We start from the raw sequence: 18,286 nt of genomic DNA, 5'->3' as shown, positions 1-18,286 counted from the left end.
CCTTAGTCGAAACTTGCCATTCTACCAAGCAATACGTCTTCCAAAGATAGCTTTATTTCATTCAAAAAATATATAATTACGTCATGATGGAATATGTGCTATCACCGCCGTCCGGGATCACTTCAGACGGAAGCTTTTTTGGCGCCTTTGTTCCCCTTTTTGCAGCGATAGGTCTTCTAGCAATAAAAGAAAGATTATTTGAATTGCCCGAAACAATCTGGTATCGTTATTAACCGTGTTAACTAAATTTTTGCAGGGGGAATCATGAAGAAAATCTCAAAAGTGTTTTATGTTACTGTCGTCTTAGTCGTTATTTCCGTGTTTCTTGGAGCTGTCTTTCCGGCCCAATTTGAAAATATCACGGGTCACATCACGTCATTCGTGGCCACGTCATTTGGCTGGTACTACACATTGCTAATGACTGCCATGGTCGGCATCTCCATTTTTCTAACCTTCAGTTCTTATGGGAGAATCCGTTTGGGAAAAGATCATGAGCGGCCGGATTTCTCGACCGCCTCGTGGATCGCCATGCTTTTTTCTGCAGGCATGGGAATCGGATTAGTATTTTATGGAGCGGCAGAACCGCTGTTTCATTACATCAGTGACGCACCTACATCTAAACCAGGAACGAACGAAGCCATGAAGGAAGGTTTGAGTTACACTTACTTCCATTGGGGACTGCATGTTTGGGCAATGTATGGTATCGTTGCACTTTCTCTCGCTTATTTCCAATTTCGCAAGGAAGAACCTGGCCTTATTTCGTCTACATTGAAACCGATTTTCGGGGATCGGATGAACGGGCCATTCGGTATATTGATTGATGTGCTTGCTGTATTTGCCACCGTATTCGGTGTTGCCACATCGCTTGGTTTTGGCGCTGTACAAATCAATGGCGGGCTTGCCCACTTATTTGGCATCGAAGTAGGTTTTGAAGCACAATTTTTCATCATTTTGGTGGTTACCATCTTATTCCTTGCTTCAGCCTGGTCTGGTCTTAGCAAAGGGATCAAATACCTTTCCAACTTGAATATGGGGTTGGCAATCCTGCTCTTGATTGCCGTACTCATTATCGGTCCGACATTGCTGATATTGAATATGTTTACAGAAACATTCGGGCTGTATATGCAAAACTTCTTAAAAATGAGTTTCCGGACAGCACCCCTGCCCGGCGACAACAGAGCTTGGGTTGATGGATGGACCATTTTCTACTGGGCATGGTGGATTTCCTGGGCTCCATTCGTCGGTATGTTTATTGCCCGTATTTCCAAGGGCCGCACGGTTCGTGAATTTTTCATCGGGGTGCTTGTGGTCCCGACACTATTTATTTCTGTATGGTATGCAGTATTTGGTACGACTGCCGATCACATGCAAGACGGCGGGGTCGACTTAAGCAAATATGCCACCGAACTTGTCTTATTTAACATGTTTGACAATATGCCGATGGCAATCGTTCTGTCTATCATAGCAATTCTGCTTATTGCTTCTTTCTTTATCACATCAGCAGATTCAGCGACTTTCGTGCTTGGCATTCAATCTACCAATGGGTCTTTGACACCGCCAAATAGCGTGAAGGTCATCTGGGGGATTGCCCAATCAGCCGTTGCTGTCATTCTTCTTTATGTGGGGGGACTGACCGCAATCCAGAATACAATCATATCTGCAGCCCTGCCGTTTTCATTCGTCATGATACTCATGATTTTCGCCCTATTGAAAGCATTGCGGGCAGAAGTGAAAATGATGAGAAGAAATTAAACATATCGTGAGGTCCCAATTCTTTTGAAGGATGGGGGCCTCGTTATTTTCATGTTTATTTTGCCATACTGTCTTCCATCACCCTCGAAGAAACTTGCTCAAGGTGCCGCCGCTCGCTTTTATCAACAATTCCTGCACCGACTAAATCTCCCGTCACATTGCATGTTGTAAATACCATATCTGTGATGACATTTACCCCCGCTGTCAGCCCGACGATTTCGATCGGCAGGCCTGCTTGGGTGAAGACAATGGACATCCCGATCAAGCCCGCGCCGGGCACGCCAGCTGTTCCGACAGCCGCAAGTGTTCCTGTCAGTATAATGCTGATGATCATACCAATACTCAAATCATATCCAACAATATCAGCCGCAAAAACAACACCTACACCAAAATGGATAGCTGATCCATTCATATTAACTGTAGCTCCAATCGGTAATGTGAAGTTTGCCACACGATCACTGATTTTGGCTTTCTGCGCCGCTTTCAATGTTACCGGTAGCGTACCCAAACTGCTGGAGGTCAAGAATGCTGTCATAACAGCTTCACTGATGTTTTTGAAAAATCGCAGTACCGGCACACGGAAAATGAAAAGCATAAGTGGAAAAAACAAGCACATTTGAATAGCGACCCCCACGTAAGAGGCTGTTACATATTTACCAAGCGAATATAGTGTTTGGAAACCTTGGTTGCCAATGGATGATGCAGTAATACCAAGTACACCTATCGGAGCATATTGCAAAATGCCATTCAATATTTTAAATGTCACCTCACTTCCTGCTTCCGAAATGTGAAGGAGCAGTTCTCCCATTGCATTCATTTTTGCATCTTTGGCATATCTCATGAAGGAAATAGCAAAGCCTGTGATGATTGCCAGAAATACGATGCTCAATATGTCTCCATTCGCTAACGAATCGAATATGTTTTCCGGTACAATATGCAATAATACATCGATGGTCGCCGGAGCATCTGGCACCTCCACATCTGTACTCGGGATGCGCAACCCCGCACCGGGATGAATCAGCTTCGCGATCCAAATACCCAATAATACCGCAATGGCAGTCGTGATCAGGTAGTAAGGAAATATTTTCCCTCCAATTCGCCCGAGATCCTTTGGTTTCGAATTATTGACAGATACAATTAACGTTAACAAAATTAGTGGGACGACAATCATTTTAAGCAAATTTAAAAATAATGTACCAAACGGAGACAAAACATCAGCTGCTGGTCCTAATATCAAGCCAGCAGCAATCCCGATCACAAAACCGGCAGTTATCTTCAACATGAAGGATTTCTTTTTATACCAACGCCATAGCTGCCCCATGATCCACTCCCCTTCTTCAGTCATTTAGATGATCACAATCAAATGTATGCGTTTGCATACATTTTTATCATTTAAAGAGGACATGTTTTTCAAAAGGAGTCATAGAAAGTACTGAATGACCTGAAAAATACCTCTGATCCAGCTTTTAGGTTAAAGAGAGATTTATCGAACGACAACCGCGATAATTCCTTCCTTTGTGCAATAAGATAGATGAATCACCAGCATCGCTGCACATCAGCCAATTTCAGTCCATGGAAACACAGACGATAAACATCCGGCATGCCAAGCTTATCCCAAAAATCAAATCCGTATTTTTGATCGAAATATTGCATGATCAATACCATGATATTACCATGTGTACCAACGACGATCCGCTGGTCCATATGCCATTCAAGCAACCGAAGTATTGCATCAACACCACGCGCTTGCGCTGCAATATTCGACTCTCCACCTTCCCAGGAAAAAGAAGGCTCGTCCCACACTTTCCTAATGGCATAATCGAAATCAACAACTGGTTTTCCCGCTAATTTACGCTCTCTAAAATTCTTTTCGATCTGTACCTTTTTTCCTCGAAAGACTGCTATTCCTTCAACAGTCTGTACCGCCCTTTTATAAGGGCTGGCATAGATATGATCAATTTTTTGTTCATGAAAAATTGCAGCTACCCTTTGTGCATCTGCCATACCTTTCTCTGATAACGGTCTGTTTACTTCATCAGGGGTATATATAGAATGTGCATGCCTAACCAAGTATAAATCTGTTTGCATCCAGCAACCTCCTCTTTGAATAAATGGCAGTTTTTCGATTACACAATATTATCCTAAACTTTTAGCAAATCAACAAGGAAGCGATCCACAAACCTTACCTTGTTCGTACTCAACCGAAATGTTAACAAATGCTTGGGATCATCCCGGGAGTACCTACATATTTCAGAAAAACTGAGACAAAATAATTTCAACTTGATGCAATATGGAGGGAATTCGATGTCAGAGAAAAATCTGCAGCAACAGCTCGATACGGTAAGCAGGCAAATCAAGCAAGCCGCAACAGCGATGGTGGATGCTCAGGGAGTGAACAATGGTTCACTACAACAATCTTACCAGGATCTGAATCAAGCTGAACAAATATTGAAACAGGTGCAGCAAGAATTTGGTGAGACTGCCACACAAAATCCGCAATTTCAGCAAGCAAATGAAAAGCTGCATGACACAAGGCAGCAATTGAATGAAACGACACAAAACAACAACAACCCCTTATTTTAAAAGAGACTGTATGCTTATTTCGTATTGGCAATTGCTATTGTGACGAACTTAAATGTATTACTTGGGAAATCAAACAGTTGTTAGAACAATGCCCCCCATCACTGCTCCCGGTTATCCTGGGACTGGGGGGCATATTTAACATCCGTTTTTCTTTTATCGGCATCTTTATGTTATAATAGGTGTGTCGACATCAGATGATGTCCACTTTTTAATGAAGGTGATAATATGGCAGTTCAAAAAGATGAAAGCCGTTATGGCACATTTGATACATCTATTATTTATGATTACAATGAATATCCGGATATCAGGTCAGGGGCCTGTGATAATTGCGGAAACACCCATTTTAAAAGCAGTGTGAAAGACTTCGTTTTCATTCGTGAATGTCTGAAATGCGGCATGAAGAAGAGCATATAAAAATATCCTCTAAAGCACCCAGTGTCTTATATGGCACTGGGTATTTTCATGCCCGATAGTTCGAGATCAGCCTATGCGACTGGCAGATCATACGATCAGACTTGTTTCGCCATACAAAAGAAGCACCCGGATGGGGATGCCTCACTTCAAACCTTTTTTATGCAGTTCTTCATTTTGTCTCTGTGCCTTTTTCCCTGTAAATGTATTTTTCCAAACTGCATATACACCGGCAACTAACATGATAAACGCTGTTAACAAGACACCAAATGCATTAATACTTTCGTTAGAGAGCCATTCAAACCTAATATTCAATGTAGCCAAAAATCCCATCAGCGCTTGCAGGAAACCAACCACTAAAATGACAATTCCTTTGACCTTATCATTTTTCACCTGCTTTTCATACATGCTATTGATCCTCCTTCTGTTTTCTCAAATCCTTTTCTACAATATGTATGCGAATCCTGATAAAACAGTCGTACAAGCCACATGTCCCAAGTCGAATTTAAACCGTCATATCCCCTCAGTTTAAAACTTTAAGCTGCCCAAACTTCCGAAACCCACGCCCTTCTCTGACATCTTTGCAATAGGCTCTTGTGCATTGTGCTAAGAAGGAATAATTTCTGCCAACTAAGGAAAAATAGAAAAAATAATCCATAACAAAATGATTCATGTTTGGTTATCGCACCTACAACTTTTGCAAAAATCACCGACATGTAAACCGGTATTCGAGCAGTCATTTCTCATTCATGGATAATAGCACACGCATACAGTGGCAGGGAGTTGATGTGATAAAATGAAATTTAACAGGAAAAAAATCAACATCGTAGATATTAAACAGACAAGGAAAAGCGTGTTTGCCACAGGGGTAGGAAATGCGATGGAATGGTTCGACTTTGGCCTATACTCCTATCTTGCTGTTATAATTAGCAAAAACTTTTTTAGTGCTGTGGAAAATGACGAATTAAAATTAGTATTCACATTTGGTACGTTTGCGATTGCCTTTTTAATGCGACCATTAGGTGGTATTATTTTCGGTAGAATCGGGGATAAGCTAGGCAGAAAAGTTGTTCTGACAACCACCATTATATTAATGGCAATATCCACATTATTGATTGGTTTATTGCCCACGTATGCGCAAATAGGTGTGTGGGCCCCCATCCTTTTACTGATAGCCAGAATTATTCAGGGTTTTTCTACTGGCGGCGAATACGCAGGAGCAATGGTTTATATTGCAGAATCTTCTCCGGACAATAAGCGTAATATGCTTGGAAGTGGCCTGGAAGTCGGTACACTCGCCGGGTATATATTAGCTTCCCTGCTAGCAAGTACACTTTTTCTCACGCTTTCTGATGAGCAGATGGCCACATGGGGCTGGAGAATACCATTTTTGCTTGGTTTACCTTTAGGGCTTATCGGCTTTTACTTAAGAAACGGTTTAGAAGAAACGCCTATCTTTGAAAATGAAATTTCTCATGATGGGGTTCAAGAGGAAAGTTTCCTCTCCATTTTAAAAAACCACAAAAAGGATATTCTTGTATGTTTTGTTGCTGTCGCATTCTTTAACATCACAAACTACATGTTATTGTCATACATGCCCTCCTATTTGGATGAGATTATCGGATTATCCAGTACAGTGGGTACCGTATTGATCACTATTACGATGATAATCATGGTCCCGCTTGCCCTTATGTTCGGAAGACTCAGTGATAAAATCGGGAACAAGACTGTACTCTTAATTGGTTTAGGTGGATTGACCTTATTTTCCGCTCTTGCTTTTTATTTCATAAATTTGAACACCTTCGCCCTTATTTCTTTAGGCATATTCATTCTGGGCGTGCTGCTTGCAACATATGAGGGCACAATGCCTGGAACGTTGCCAACAATGTTCTACACGGATATTCGATATAGAACACTAGCTGTGACCTTTAACGTCTCTGTATCATTATTTGGCGGAACCACCCCATTAATTTCTACGTGGCTCGTTCTCAAAACCGGAAACAACTTGGCACCGGGATTTTATCTGACAATTGTGAGTATTATCGGGTTTTTAGTAATATTATTCTTGTTCAGCAGCACTTCAGGAAAATCACTTAAAGGTTCTTATCCAACTGTTGCTTCTAAGTCTGAGTACAAGGAAGCTGTGGAAAACCCAAAAGATTCGTTATGGTGGGAAGCAGATGAGACAGATAAATAAATTATGCCCATGACTTCCGCAGCGCAGATACTCCATAATGAGCCTCTGTGCTGCGGATTTTTATTTTCTAAAAAAGTGTCACGCTAGCGATGTCTTCAAAGAGAAAGAGCATAACGCACTGATCCTTTTCCCCTTTAGAATAATATTTATTGGTGAAATCTTATACTTCCTTGGCACTGCACGATATTACAAAGATAAAGCTGTCGAAAAATGGTAATTTCTGCTATTTACAAAAATAATTTTTTAGTAGTATAATAGTAGAGCCATTTATATTACTTCGCTTAATCTTTTTTAAGAACGGGGGACCCAATATTTATAGCGGAATTTCCGTTTGGGGTGAATCCCTATTCCTGGGATGGGCTTGCTTTGCTGTTTCCATAGTCCTAACCCGAAAGCTAACCTCGTCAGCGATTAAAGGAAACAAATGAACATATGATTGAATGCGAATCGACACCGACCGTGTCTTTTTTGTTTGGCATTATTCGTTTTATTCAAATCATCTTTGTTTCCCTTGCCTAAGCAACATAGATAACTAACAAGAAGGTAGGGTAATTGATGAAAAAAATGAAATTGAGTTTAGCTAGTCAAATTTTTATTGGATTGGTTTTAGGTATTATTGTCGGTGGTATTTTCTATGGAAATGAAACGGCGCAAAATTTTTTGCAACCGTTCGGTGACCTGTTCATACGCTTGATTAAAATGATCGTCGTTCCGATTGTCCTATCTAGTATTATCGTCGCCATCGCAGGCGTCGGGGATTTGAAATCTGTTGGCAAGCTTGGCGGTAAGTCGTTAACTTATTTCGTTAGTATGACATTGGTCGCCATCGCTGTTGGTCTGTTAGCGGGAAATATCTTCCAGCCAGGAAGCGGCTTGAACAAGCAAGAATTGCAGCAAACAGACATTTCAACCTATGTGAAAACAACGGAAGAACAAGAAGACAAGTCCATAGCCGACACGCTACTGCATATCGTTCCTACCAACCCGGTAGAAGCGATGGTTGATGGCGACATGCTCGCTATCATCTTCTTTGCAGTCGTATTTGGTCTGGGTATCGCAGCAATTGGCGATAAAGGAAAACCTGTACTGCGGTTTTTTGAAGGTACTGCAAAGGCCATGTTCTACGTCACAAACCTATTTATGAAATACGCCCCAATCGGTGTGTTCGCATTAATCGGTGTAACGATTTCCAAATATGGTTTTTCTTCTTTAATTCCATTAGGAAAACTGGCAATCACCGTTTATGGAACGATGATTTTCTTCGTTCTGGTTGTATTAGGGTTGATGGCGAAACTTGTCGGTTTCAGCATATTTAAGCTGTTAAAAATGATTAAAGAAGAATTAATTCTGGCATTTTCAACAGCAAGCTCCGAGACTGTACTTCCGCGGCTCATGGACAAAATGGAGCAAGCTGGCAGTCCCAAACACATTGCTACGTTCGTTATCCCAACTGGATATTCCTTTAATTTGGATGGTTCTGTTTTATATCAAGCTGTTGCGTCATTATTCATTGCCCAAATGTATGGAATAGAACTAAGTATCGGACAACAGATCACCTTGATGCTGGTACTGATGGTTACCTCCAAAGGGATGGCAGGTGTACCGGGCGTATCCTTCGTTGTATTGCTGGCAACCTTTAGTACAATTGGATTACCTGCTGAAGGATTAGCATTCATCGCCGGCATCGACCGTATCCTGGATATGGGCCGCACGGCTGTAAACGTGGTAGGTAACTCCCTTGCATCCATTGTGGTTGCTAAATGGGAAGGTCAATTCAATCCTCCAGTGGAAGAAAATATAGCTGAACAAACATTTTAATACTATACTTGGGAAACACGCATACATCACTTAACTATTTATGCGTGTTTCTTTACGTATTGCAGTTTTCCTTCCTTTAATTCACGTCTGCCACAATATTCTTCTCCAGGACTTCGGATAAGTCGAAAGCCATAGTTAATTTAAATGCAAGGTACATGTATTGGTGAGCTTCCTTTATAGGAGGAAAAAATGAAAAGAAGCGTTCAAACTGGTTTCGAAAAAACCTTTTGCAAAGGCCGAGTATTCAAAAATCAGTCACGCGTTCGCCTAGCAAACCGGTGTCTCAGAACAAGGCATAAAAAAAGCACCACTAATTGGGTGCTGGGATTGAACAACATCATAAGATTTCTGCCTCAGTAACATCTTCCATATCAATCATATATCCCTTCATTAGGAGTGTCTTATTATAAGCATTTATTGAAGTGATTTTTCCCTTGATATTGTGAAACCCTTCTTCACTGTAATATGTAATGGCTATCGATAAATCATCCGATACAGCTCTGCGCAGCATAAAATCTATTTTTGCAACCTGGTCTTCTGACAAAAATGGTTTTTCTGTGTGTTTATCGTAATGAAATAATTTAGTCAGCGCCTCCTGATGCTCGGTAAGCATCATAGCAGACCATTTCTTTGTCCCGCGATCATTCGCATTCTTCATGCTCCTGCCCTCTTTTTGTTTACCCATCATCATACACCTCAAAACGAACGAACATTTGTTTTCATCATATGCTTTATTATAAAAGAATATACATTCCTCCACAATGGTAATTTATTCTTCTCCATAAAAAAGCAAGGCGCTATGCCTTGCTTTTTAGGGATATATGATAAACCTGAAATGCCATCCTATTAGGTGAAACAAAAAACTGTCGTTTTAGTTTTGACCGCAAGTATCTTCTATTAATTTATCGGGGAGTATTCATGTACCCATACTTGCATTTTCGGAGCCCAGCGCATACCAGGGTGCATACTCAAAATAGATTGTTTGTAACTCTCTAAATCATCGTAGCCTTCTCTCCTTGCATCTATTTCAGTTACATCTCCCAAATATTGCGGATATATCGCATCCACTTTAAACTTTTTGCCATCCAATTCCATTATCTCTCCAATATCAGCATATATACCATTTCGCCGAGTGGCTGTTTTTTTACCTGCTATCACTTTTTCTACATCCTTCGGTATGGTTACAAGTTTTTCAATTGTACAAGTTTTTTCTGGTAAACTGCTCAAATCGGAACACTTCCTTTCTATCTTCATCTACCATCATACCACCAAGGTTTCATTCATTGCCAGTTAATTGATGAACGACGAAGACAAAGAAGCAGCCCAATTATGTCCAAAAGTATTGACATCTTATTCAAGTCTGTTATATTGATATTGACTAATACTTTTGACATGGGTGATTCAATATTGAAAAATAAAATCAAAGCATTACGAAAAAAAATGGGGCTAACACAAGAACGGCTTGCCAAAGAATGCAGTGTAGTTAGACAAACGATAAATTGTATTGAAAATGACAAATATGACCCTACTTTAGAATTGGCTTTTAAATTAGCCAAAATTTTAAACGTAAAGGTGGATGAATTATTTACTTATGAGTAAATTTGATTCGAATTATTTCATAACGATGAAAGATATTGTAAGAGAAGGAAATCCGATTTTACACCAAGCTACACACAAAGTGGCAGTTCCCCTTTCTTCTGAAGATAAAGAAACGTTAATCTGTATGAGGAACTTCTTAAAAAACAGTCAAGATCCAACCATTGCAAAAAAACATAAATTACGTGCAGGTGTAGGTTTATCAGCAAACCAAATTGGTTTAAATAAGCGTATGTTCGCTGCTTATTTAACAGATGAAAACGATAGAAAACATGAATATATGCTGGTTAATCCTAAAATAATCAGCCATTCTGTATCCATGATTTATTTACCTCCAAGTGAGGGCTGCCTATCTGTTGATAGGGAAATTCAGGGGTTCGTGCCAAGATATGAGCGGATAAAAGTCAAAGGAATTAATTTAGACGGGGAGGAAATCATGTTGAAGCTTAGCGGATACAGCTCTATTGTTATTCAACATGAAATAGATCATTTAAATGGCATCATGTTTTATGACCGAATTAATAAAGAAAACCCATTTAAGCTGCCAGAAAACAGCAGAAGTTTATATTGAAGTCCAAAACATCCATCATTCAATTTTCACTCGTTCCTTCTAAATAATAAGGGGGGAACGTTTTTGATATGGTTGTTTTTGATACGTACCCCTTTCCATTCATCAATGATTCCCTTCGTTTAAATCTGTGCTGTTTTATAACTTAACCATGTTATACCAGCTTACTCCACCATGTTTTGATGCAGAGATGCCATGATTAATAAACCCTTGTTTTTCATAAAAAGAAACTAAATCTTGTTTGCACGTTAAAGTAATGCCTTTTCTTTCATTTTCTTTTACAAGCTCTTCCATTTTTTTAATTAAGCGCGTAGCAATTCCAATATTTCTTGCTTGTTTAGACACTACTAGTCCTAAAATACTTTGATATCCTCCTGTTTTTTGGTTTGTTGTAATGTTTTCAAATAGATCGTCAGTAAGGTAAAGCTGGTTAATAATAGGTCCATTGATATACCCTAGTAGACCCCCTTCCTTTACTGCCACAATAAAGGTATCAGGTATCAACTGAATTCTCTCCTCAAGTGCTTTTTTTGTAGCGGCTTCATTTGTTGGAAAACCTTCATTCTCAATTGCTAACAACTGTTCTAGATCTGCTGGTTGAACATTTCTTAGTATGACCATCTTATTTAGCCTCCTTGGTAAAACTAATTTTACAAAGCTTTTATTTGCACATAGTTTGAATTATACAATCAAAGTAAGATTTAATGGTGATTTCCCCTACAACTTCCCCCATTGTTGGGCCATGTTTTAATACGCATTTATTTTATATTTTTTGTATGCTAAAGGTGTCATGTTCATCGACTTTCGGAATTTCTCAATAAAATAGCTTGTACTATTAAAACCCACTTGATAGGCAACTTCTGTAATATTAAAATCTGCTTGCTGCAGCAGGACCAGACTTTTTTGAATACGATAATCCATCATGTAATTTACTGGTGTAGTTTTTAATATTCGTTTGAAATATCGACAGCATTCAGAGCGACTCAATTGGCCAGCCCTTGCAATGTCCTCTAACAGGATTTTCTCAGCATAGTGCAAGTGTATCCAGCTTAACATTTGCTTCATCCGCTGGTTCTTTAACATTTCCGTTTGAACGTATTCCGGTTGAAAACCATTATAAATTAAGTTTTTCCAAATGAATGTTAATTGCATGGTTATATCCATTTCATAGTGCTGGGGTTTTCGCTCAATCAGCTGTTAGATTTTTAAAATGGCATCTAGTATGCTTTTCCCCCAAATCTCATTCGTATCTACGATCACGTAAGGTAAATTAGTTGCTCGCGTATAAGGAGTTACATAGGTAGTGTAAAGTTCTTGTGAAAGGATAAAATACGGGGAGACATTTAAGCAAATGTAAACACAGCCTGATTGTTTCTTTTCTTCAGCCATATGCAGACAGCCGCTGTTAATAAATAGTCCATCACCTTTTTGTACCACTATTCTTTCTTCGTTTATTTGAAAGATTGCTTCCCCTTTTACAACCAGCTTGGATTTGGGATGTTACACTTGATTGAGCAAAATTTCAATGTGATCAGTTTTTAGTTTTCCCATTTCATTCCCCTTTACAAGTCAATTTTATTGATTGATTCAATCGAGATAACTCGTTTTACTGATGTATAACCGCATTGTATAATCTAGGATATATAACAAATGGGAAAGAGGGATCAGTATCTATGAAAATACTATTAATCGGAGCTACCGGCCTATTGGGAAAGGCCATCAGTAAAGAATTAGAAGGAAAACATGACATCATTCGGGCTGCACGCCATAACGCAGATGTAAAAGTGGATATTACCAAACCTCATCGTATAAAGGAAATGTTTGAACAGGTTGGAAAAGTAGATGCAGTCATCAGTGCGACAGGAAACGCCCATTTTGGACCTTTGGAAGAGATAACTCCAGAATTGAACGAAATCACCATTGAGAGCAAATTAAAAGGACAAATCAACCTTGTGTTACTTGGCATGAGTCATGTGAATGATGGAGGCAGCTTCACCTTAACTACAGGTGTCATCATGGATGAGCCCATTTACCAAGGCGCGTCTTCCGCTATGGCAAATGGTGCTGTAAAGGCCTTTGTAAAATCGGCAGCAACAGAAGCACCAAGAGGAATACGGCTTAACAGCGTCAGTCCAACTGTGTTTCAGGAATCACCGGAAAAGCTCCGTGAATTCTTTCCTGGATTTGAACCAGTTCCATTAAGTAAAGTTGCCTTGGCCTTTAGAAAAAGCGTGGAAGGTGTGCAGACCGGGAAAAGTTATGAAATTTATTAAGATGAACCTTAAACATGAATTCCAAAATGCAGACCCACCATCTAAAAAACCCAACTTCCTTTTTTGTCAAGAAGTTGGGTTTACTTACGTGGCAAGACTTTTAAGTGACTGCCCTCAACCACATCAGTTGTTATTTCATATCATTTGCAGGCTTCTTCTCCAGGACAGGATTCCGTCATATAACCCTGCAATATCGATGCTGTCTTCATGAATATTTTGCAGGTTCATTTTTTATTTGAACATGCTTCCTATTTATACATTTTATTTTCCAGGATAATCACACGCTCAGTGGAAGAATCTTTTGCAACTTGTTTCGTGTTTTCTACTAAACGGTAAATATTATCACAACATTGTTTCGCCCCTTTTACTAATAATGGTACACCTATAAAATCCATTTTTAGTCCTCTCGAGAAAAATCCTCCGAATGACATAACAATCGGAACGGTCGGGGATGTGTTGGAGAAAATAATTTTTTCATGATGATTAAATTTGCTTTGAAGTAATAAAGTCAATTCTTTTAATGCCGGAACAACAAGTTTGTTCCTCTTTCGTCCAATCGTATATACTTCGTTGCCGTCTTCATCTTTACCGTGAAAAATCAGTTTCCCAAAATCCTTTTTAGTCAGTTGATTAAAGTATCTTACATTTAATATTTCATCCGATGGCAGTGTTTTTTCGGATTGAGGCAGTTGTTTCAGGTGATATGCGGCAGCCAAAGCTGTAGTATGCGTCCCGCCATAGTCATTGTAAATATAAATCATTGGAAAACCACCCTTTGTCGTTTCATCTGTTTCTATTGTAAGTATTTAGACCGTTTCTATTCATTCCGCTATTTATTTAGTTTGATGTTATCCAGCACTAAAAAACCCTTGCCAAAAAAGCAAGGGGCAGATAGAAGCCTTCAAGGCTTATAGCATAGGGGTTACTGTTTTTGAAGGAGGATGAATAATGCTGCAGTATGCTTCGATTCAGAAGCTATATCTGCAAGTTATACATGTTAAGAAGCCAAGGCTGCCGGAGTTTTTGCCTTTAAAATTTATTGGGACTTATCCAACTCCGCTCCCTTGGTGGCTATACCCTTCGTGGTTAGTCGATATAGACCAATTACAACTGGATTAGTCTGAACCAGCCCTTCAGACAAAAGTTCTTTGAGTGCTTCTTGTACATCAGGGAGATCCCCTGATGCTTTCGGAAGTTGATTGGTAAGCTGTATCGGCGTCTGCCATTCAGTGGTTAAAGATATCAACACCACTCGTTGTTTTGGAGTCAACTCCATCCTTTTTCCTCCCTATCATTTGATCTTTATCAAAAAATACAATGGTCTTATCGTACCAAAATTCAAAAATAATGTTCTGTTTGCAAAACAACGCTATATTACTTTTATCACATTATGAGTCATTAAACAAAGAAAAAACTGCACTTATAAGAATACGCAAACACCTCTGCCAGTGTGAAGGTGTGATGACAGTATAGGCGCCCAGCCTTTACTTTAACCTGATATAAAAAAGAAGAAGCTTTGTGATGTATCTTCATATGAGGCAACACATCAGGCAGTAATAAAAAGTTCCACTACTGTTATAAATCTTGGTATATGCAAGAACTTTTCGTGGTAAAATTAGTGAAACAATACATGAAATATTTTCCACGTAATCCAAAGGAGGAGACCCATGCTCTCAAATATTGGCGTACCTGGACTCATATTGATTTTGATAGTTGCCCTGATTGTTTTTGGCCCAAGTAAACTTCCGGAGATTGGCAAATCTGTAGGACAAGCACTATCAGAGTTTAAAAAATCAGCACGGGAATTAATGAGTGATGAGGAAAAAAATAAAGATGATCATTCAAAATGAATTATCAACAATTTGAAATAGATAAGCTTGGTAAAAGTGATGTTTCACCGTCAAGTGCTTTGATTGCGGGAAGCTTGGTCGCTGAATTGCCTTCTATGAAGTATTAAGCTATGATCCATTAACAACCAGTAGATGAATAACTCTTTTATCAAGAACGATGGATGTATTAAATAAGACACAGCCCCACCTGTGTGAGTGCATTTTTTGAGACCGTACTCCCTTGAATAAGATCCTCCCAGCATTTATTAGTGGCATCACTTCTCCATTTTCCTAATCCATTTATAATATAAGATTACGCTCATAAGCAAAAAAGGATTAACAATCGCTGAATACCATGTATGCCACCAACCATAACTAAAGTAACCCCACGGTTCAGGCAACAAGGTAATTAGTTCATAAAATGTAATGACTAAAACCCATACAGCAACGTACATTATGCGCTTATATATCCCTTTCGCGAATGGATACCAATGAAGGAATATCATATTTACTGGAGGAATTAGCACGGTTATTGGAAGCAAATCCTTCCATTCAGGTTGTTCTCCAAAATACCAATATCCATGGTATTTCCCATCAATAATATGATCAACGAGCATTTGAAAAACCATTGTAAAAGTCCATATATGAATAATTTGATTTTTAGTAAGGCGTTGGTTTGTTGCAAAAGCTATGACATTAAAAACAACAATGGCAATAAGCATTCCGATCATTAGATAGTTTCCTTTTTATTCATATCTTCTTTCCCTTCTTCAAAAATATTCACCACAGTTCTTCATAATCTGCCTAAAAATAACTTCAGCTAATGAATCCCCCTCATAAAATACAAAGAAATTGCAAAAGCTAATAACATGTGTGAAAAACAAAAAGACTTGGATGTATACGGAGGCAGCTAAAGCATGTCATTTAAAGAAGGAATCGATCAGGTTGAAAAATCCTACCAAAAACTAATCGAAATGGATAAAATAATGTCCGATGCGGTGGTTAATGGATTTATGTTTACATGGCAATGGTGGTTCGGAATTGCACTATTTATTTTTCCTTGGATTATATGGTTGTTATTTCGAAAAAAGGCAAGTACAGGCAGACTTCTCTTTGCTGGGTTTATAACCATACTTTTATCATTGATGATTGACTTAATTGCTTTATCGCGCGGGCTCTGGTCATACCCGATGGTGTTTTCACCTATAGGGGCATTGCTATTTCTCCCCTATCATTTTTCCCTAACTCCAGTGGCGCTTATGTTTACTCTTCAAATCAAACCACATGCTAACGCACTTATCAAAGGAGCAATATTTGGTGCTATTGGAGCTTTCATAGCTATGAAGATTTTTGAAGAAATCGATTTTTATGATCCAAAAAAATGGCTTAGCATTTATGACTTTTTCATTTATTTATTTCTTTATCTTGTAGCGAATTGGTTCAGTAACATGGATAGTTTTAAAAAGGTGCAGCAGTAATAAAGGAAGGGAGATGATAGACTATCCCTTCCTTTATCTTCACCAATGAGAAGCACACTATCTTTTAAATTTTTTGCGTCAATTTATCAAAAGACCTTTTTGCTTTAACAATGTATCGAAATATTGTATCATAGCAAATATTTAGGACTGGATTATACACAGGAGGTACATGTCAGCAATGAAGAGCATGCCAGACAAATTACTTGTTCTTACATACAATAAAGCGAAAGAGCTGAAACTTGATAATGAATTTCTGTTGTTGCTGAAAAATGAAATATTAAACCGCTCTATTTAATGAGAACCCAACAAAATTGGCAAAAGACTATTTGTTAAAAGCTTAAATGGTTTTGTTACTTTACGCTCACTTCTAATCGCGCCCCATGCATGCGTCAAAAATTTTTCTTACCTACGATAAGCAAATCTCTCTTCATTCCATCTAAATCAGCAACTTCTGGTAAGTGAGCCCACTTCTCAAAACCAAAACTTGAAAACAGTTTAATACTTGGCTCATTATGCGCGAAGATAAATCCAGGTAAAGTATCAATCTCCAACTTGGGACAAGCCTCAATTACTTTGGCTAAGGTCTTTTTTCCAAGACCTTTACCTCTAGCGTATTCATTCAAATAAATACTGATTTCGGCAGTCCTATTATATGCTGGTCTGCCGTAGAAAGACTGAAAACTTACCCAGCCATAAATTTCACCTCCACATGCAACAGCCCATAAAGGTCTTTTGTTGGGAATATGGTCCTCAAACCAATCCAATCTATCGTTTCTGCCAAAATCTAAAATCCTCATAAAATAAGGCAGTCGGTTAATAAATTAGTAATCACATGTTAAACCCACAGTCAGTCAACATTCTTTGTAATTTTTGCCTAAATACGGAACCTGCTCCACACCGTTTCACCCTATAAATGAATACTATTGCTTTGCTTTTAAGCAATCACGTCCCGATGGTATTATCGATCCGCCAGTCGTAGTTCATAGCTATTTTTTACAGTAAATCTCTATTCTTTTTGAATGAACGCTTTAAAGAAATAAAGCTTGAAAAGAACCAAATTAAGCCAACGCTAAGTAGTAAGCCAATCATATTTAGCCATTCACTACGTACATCGGGAACTCCGCTCCAAATTATATACATCAATGCAAAAATAACGACAAAGCTGATAACCCTGACAAATATTACTTTCAGTTCTTTCTTAAATGCTTTTTCTGTTGCAACATCAGTGTATTCAATCCCAGACACAATATATCTTGCAGTGATGTAAAAAAGGAAAATGGCAATAGATGACAATAAAACAATTCCTGCATCCAAATTAAAAAAGGTGTTGCAGATCATCATGATAATAAGCGATATAACAAGGATTATTGCACCTTCTGAGTAGAAATACAACATCTTTTGTTGTTTATATTCATCATCAGGTAGTAAAAAACATATCCAGGATTTCATCTTTATTCAACCTCCCAAAATAATTCATCTAACGTTTTATTCAGTGCTTTTGCTAAAGCTATACAGAGGTTTAAACTCGGGTTATATTCCCCCTTCTCAATGAGTCCAATTGTCTGTCTAGTGGCACCAGCCTTTTGAGCTAATTCCTGCTGGTTCATAGATAATTTTATTCGTGTTATTTTCACGTTATTTTTCATCAAGTCACCTACAATAAGAAATATATATATAACAAATGTTAGTTATATATTACATTAAGTGTATCAAAAGTCAATATGGAGCTATCCATCGCATACAGGGAGAAATGATCGGGCTACTGTTTCTGAAAAGCCTGC

At 38.7% G+C, this 18,286-nt stretch carries 22 protein-coding genes, 2 pseudogenes and 1 riboswitch; of the genes and pseudogenes, 11 read left to right on the top strand and 13 right to left on the bottom strand.

The annotated features are described in order from the left end of the window. Positions 1–264 precede the first annotated feature (264 nt). Positions 265–1,752 carry a glycine betaine uptake BCCT transporter gene (locus ACFSMW_RS02400; RefSeq protein WP_390352694.1) on the top strand — a complete coding sequence of 496 codons (1,488 nt, stop codon included), beginning with the start codon at positions 265–267 and terminating at the stop codon, positions 1,750–1,752. Between the two features lie 55 nt (positions 1,753–1,807). Here the strand turns inward: ACFSMW_RS02400 and ACFSMW_RS02395 are convergent, their stop codons facing one another. Both ACFSMW_RS02395 and ACFSMW_RS02390 read right to left on the bottom strand, forming a co-directional pair. Next, a complete protein-coding gene (locus ACFSMW_RS02395; protein WP_390352692.1) occupies positions 1,808–3,073 on the bottom strand; it encodes a dicarboxylate/amino acid:cation symporter in 1,266 nt (421 codons plus the stop codon). A 215-nt stretch (positions 3,074–3,288) separates the two neighbouring features. Then, a complete protein-coding gene (locus ACFSMW_RS02390) occupies positions 3,289–3,840 on the bottom strand; it encodes a histidine phosphatase family protein (RefSeq protein ID WP_390352690.1) in 552 nt (183 codons plus the stop codon). Between the two features lie 216 nt (positions 3,841–4,056). On the opposite strand from ACFSMW_RS02390, the gene ACFSMW_RS02385 reads away from it, so the two are divergent. Both ACFSMW_RS02385 and ACFSMW_RS02380 read left to right on the top strand, forming a co-directional pair. Continuing rightward, positions 4,057–4,335: a hypothetical protein gene (locus ACFSMW_RS02385; RefSeq protein WP_390352688.1), complete on the top strand. Its 279-nt coding sequence runs from the start codon at positions 4,057–4,059 to the stop codon at positions 4,333–4,335. Positions 4,336–4,560: 225 nt separating this feature from the next. Then, on the top strand, positions 4,561–4,749 hold the full coding sequence (locus ACFSMW_RS02380) for a DUF8096 family protein (protein WP_390352686.1): 189 nt from the start codon (positions 4,561–4,563) through the stop codon (positions 4,747–4,749). A 141-nt stretch (positions 4,750–4,890) separates the two neighbouring features. Here ACFSMW_RS02380 and ACFSMW_RS02375 read toward each other — a convergent pair whose 3' ends face one another. Further along, positions 4,891–5,154: a phage holin gene (locus ACFSMW_RS02375; protein WP_390352684.1), complete on the bottom strand. Its 264-nt coding sequence runs from the start codon at positions 5,152–5,154 to the stop codon at positions 4,891–4,893. Positions 5,155–5,542: 388 nt separating this feature from the next. Here ACFSMW_RS02375 and ACFSMW_RS02370 point away from each other — a divergent pair, with 388 nt between their 5' ends. Then, positions 5,543–6,943, top strand: a complete 1,401-nt coding sequence (locus ACFSMW_RS02370; RefSeq protein WP_390352682.1) for an MFS transporter — start codon at positions 5,543–5,545, stop codon at positions 6,941–6,943. 268 nt (positions 6,944–7,211) lie between these two features. Then, positions 7,212–7,368, top strand: a riboswitch (cyclic di-AMP (ydaO/yuaA leader). Positions 7,369–7,498: 130 nt separating this feature from the next. Next, the gene (locus ACFSMW_RS02365) at positions 7,499–8,761 is read left to right on the top strand and encodes a cation:dicarboxylate symporter family transporter (protein WP_390353887.1); all 1,263 of its coding nucleotides are present in this window, start codon (positions 7,499–7,501) and stop codon (positions 8,759–8,761) included. 337 nt (positions 8,762–9,098) lie between these two features. Here ACFSMW_RS02365 and ACFSMW_RS02360 read toward each other — a convergent pair whose 3' ends face one another. Together ACFSMW_RS02360 and ACFSMW_RS02355 are read right to left on the bottom strand one after the other, a co-directional pair. After that, on the bottom strand, positions 9,099–9,419 hold the full coding sequence (locus ACFSMW_RS02360) for a YolD-like family protein (RefSeq protein ID WP_390352680.1): 321 nt from the start codon (positions 9,417–9,419) through the stop codon (positions 9,099–9,101). A 239-nt stretch (positions 9,420–9,658) separates the two neighbouring features. Further along, the gene (locus tag ACFSMW_RS02355) at positions 9,659–10,015 is read right to left on the bottom strand and encodes an ASCH domain-containing protein (RefSeq protein ID WP_390352678.1); all 357 of its coding nucleotides are present in this window, start codon (positions 10,013–10,015) and stop codon (positions 9,659–9,661) included. 153 nt (positions 10,016–10,168) lie between these two features. Here ACFSMW_RS02355 and ACFSMW_RS02350 point away from each other — a divergent pair, with 153 nt between their 5' ends. After that, positions 10,169–10,360: a helix-turn-helix transcriptional regulator gene (locus ACFSMW_RS02350; RefSeq protein ID WP_390352676.1), complete on the top strand. Its 192-nt coding sequence runs from the start codon at positions 10,169–10,171 to the stop codon at positions 10,358–10,360. Further along, positions 10,353–10,928, top strand: coding sequence for a peptide deformylase (gene def, locus ACFSMW_RS02345; RefSeq protein WP_390352674.1), 576 nt, complete (start codon positions 10,353–10,355; stop codon positions 10,926–10,928). The genes ACFSMW_RS02350 and def overlap by 8 nt, the downstream gene beginning before the upstream one ends. 135 nt (positions 10,929–11,063) lie before the next feature. Here def and ACFSMW_RS02340 read toward each other — a convergent pair whose 3' ends face one another. After that, positions 11,064–11,546 carry a GNAT family N-acetyltransferase gene (locus tag ACFSMW_RS02340; RefSeq protein ID WP_390352672.1) on the bottom strand — a complete coding sequence of 161 codons (483 nt, stop codon included), beginning with the start codon at positions 11,544–11,546 and terminating at the stop codon, positions 11,064–11,066. A 126-nt stretch (positions 11,547–11,672) separates the two neighbouring features. Then, positions 11,673–12,410: pseudogene (locus ACFSMW_RS02335) on the bottom strand (helix-turn-helix domain-containing protein); the annotation flags it as partial. Between the two features lie 188 nt (positions 12,411–12,598). On the opposite strand from ACFSMW_RS02335, the gene ACFSMW_RS02330 reads away from it, so the two are divergent. Beyond that, positions 12,599–13,198 carry a short chain dehydrogenase gene (locus ACFSMW_RS02330; protein WP_390352671.1) on the top strand — a complete coding sequence of 200 codons (600 nt, stop codon included), beginning with the start codon at positions 12,599–12,601 and terminating at the stop codon, positions 13,196–13,198. Positions 13,199–13,446: 248 nt separating this feature from the next. Here ACFSMW_RS02330 and ACFSMW_RS02325 read toward each other — a convergent pair whose 3' ends face one another. Together ACFSMW_RS02325 and ACFSMW_RS02320 are read right to left on the bottom strand one after the other, a co-directional pair. Further along, positions 13,447–13,959, bottom strand: a complete 513-nt coding sequence (locus ACFSMW_RS02325) for a DUF3189 family protein (protein WP_390352669.1) — start codon at positions 13,957–13,959, stop codon at positions 13,447–13,449. Positions 13,960–14,234: 275 nt separating this feature from the next. Further along, positions 14,235–14,474 (bottom strand): hypothetical protein, encoded by a 240-nt coding sequence (locus ACFSMW_RS02320; protein WP_390352667.1) that lies wholly within the window; start codon positions 14,472–14,474, stop codon positions 14,235–14,237. A gap of 391 nt (positions 14,475–14,865) precedes the next feature. Here ACFSMW_RS02320 and tatA point away from each other — a divergent pair, with 391 nt between their 5' ends. Beyond that, positions 14,866–15,048: a twin-arginine translocase TatA/TatE family subunit gene (gene tatA, locus ACFSMW_RS02315; protein ID WP_390352666.1), complete on the top strand. Its 183-nt coding sequence runs from the start codon at positions 14,866–14,868 to the stop codon at positions 15,046–15,048. 254 nt (positions 15,049–15,302) lie between these two features. Here the strand turns inward: tatA and ACFSMW_RS02310 are convergent, their stop codons facing one another. Next, the gene (locus ACFSMW_RS02310; RefSeq protein ID WP_390352664.1) at positions 15,303–15,758 is read right to left on the bottom strand and encodes a hypothetical protein; all 456 of its coding nucleotides are present in this window, start codon (positions 15,756–15,758) and stop codon (positions 15,303–15,305) included. Positions 15,759–15,944: 186 nt separating this feature from the next. Between ACFSMW_RS02310 and ACFSMW_RS02305 the strand changes: the two genes are divergently transcribed. Together ACFSMW_RS02305 and sda are read left to right on the top strand one after the other, a co-directional pair. Further along, on the top strand, positions 15,945–16,505 hold the full coding sequence (locus tag ACFSMW_RS02305; protein ID WP_390352662.1) for a CBO0543 family protein: 561 nt from the start codon (positions 15,945–15,947) through the stop codon (positions 16,503–16,505). Positions 16,506–16,674: 169 nt separating this feature from the next. Then, entirely contained in the window at positions 16,675–16,800 is a 126-nt protein-coding gene (sda, locus tag ACFSMW_RS02300; RefSeq protein WP_390352660.1) for a sporulation histidine kinase inhibitor Sda, read from the top strand. Positions 16,801–16,894: 94 nt separating this feature from the next. On the opposite strand, the pseudogene ACFSMW_RS02295 reads toward sda, so the two are convergent. The 3 genes and pseudogenes from ACFSMW_RS02295 to ACFSMW_RS02285 form a co-directional block, all read right to left on the bottom strand. Then, positions 16,895–17,272 (bottom strand): annotated as a pseudogene (locus tag ACFSMW_RS02295) (GNAT family N-acetyltransferase); the annotation flags it as partial. Positions 17,273–17,498: 226 nt separating this feature from the next. Next, the gene (locus ACFSMW_RS02290; RefSeq protein ID WP_390352658.1) at positions 17,499–17,954 is read right to left on the bottom strand and encodes a DUF3278 domain-containing protein; all 456 of its coding nucleotides are present in this window, start codon (positions 17,952–17,954) and stop codon (positions 17,499–17,501) included. A 2-nt stretch (positions 17,955–17,956) separates the two neighbouring features. Beyond that, complete coding sequence (locus tag ACFSMW_RS02285; protein ID WP_390352657.1) at positions 17,957–18,151, bottom strand: helix-turn-helix transcriptional regulator; 195 nt, start codon at positions 18,149–18,151, stop codon at positions 17,957–17,959. Positions 18,152–18,286 lie beyond the last annotated feature (135 nt).

The organism is Tigheibacillus halophilus, assembly GCF_042683165.1.
GTDB classification, from domain to species: domain Bacteria; phylum Bacillota; class Bacilli; order Bacillales; family Amphibacillaceae; genus Tigheibacillus; species Tigheibacillus halophilus.
Note: the sequence above shows the minus strand (reverse complement) of the source record. Positions and strands in the feature narration are given on the sequence as shown.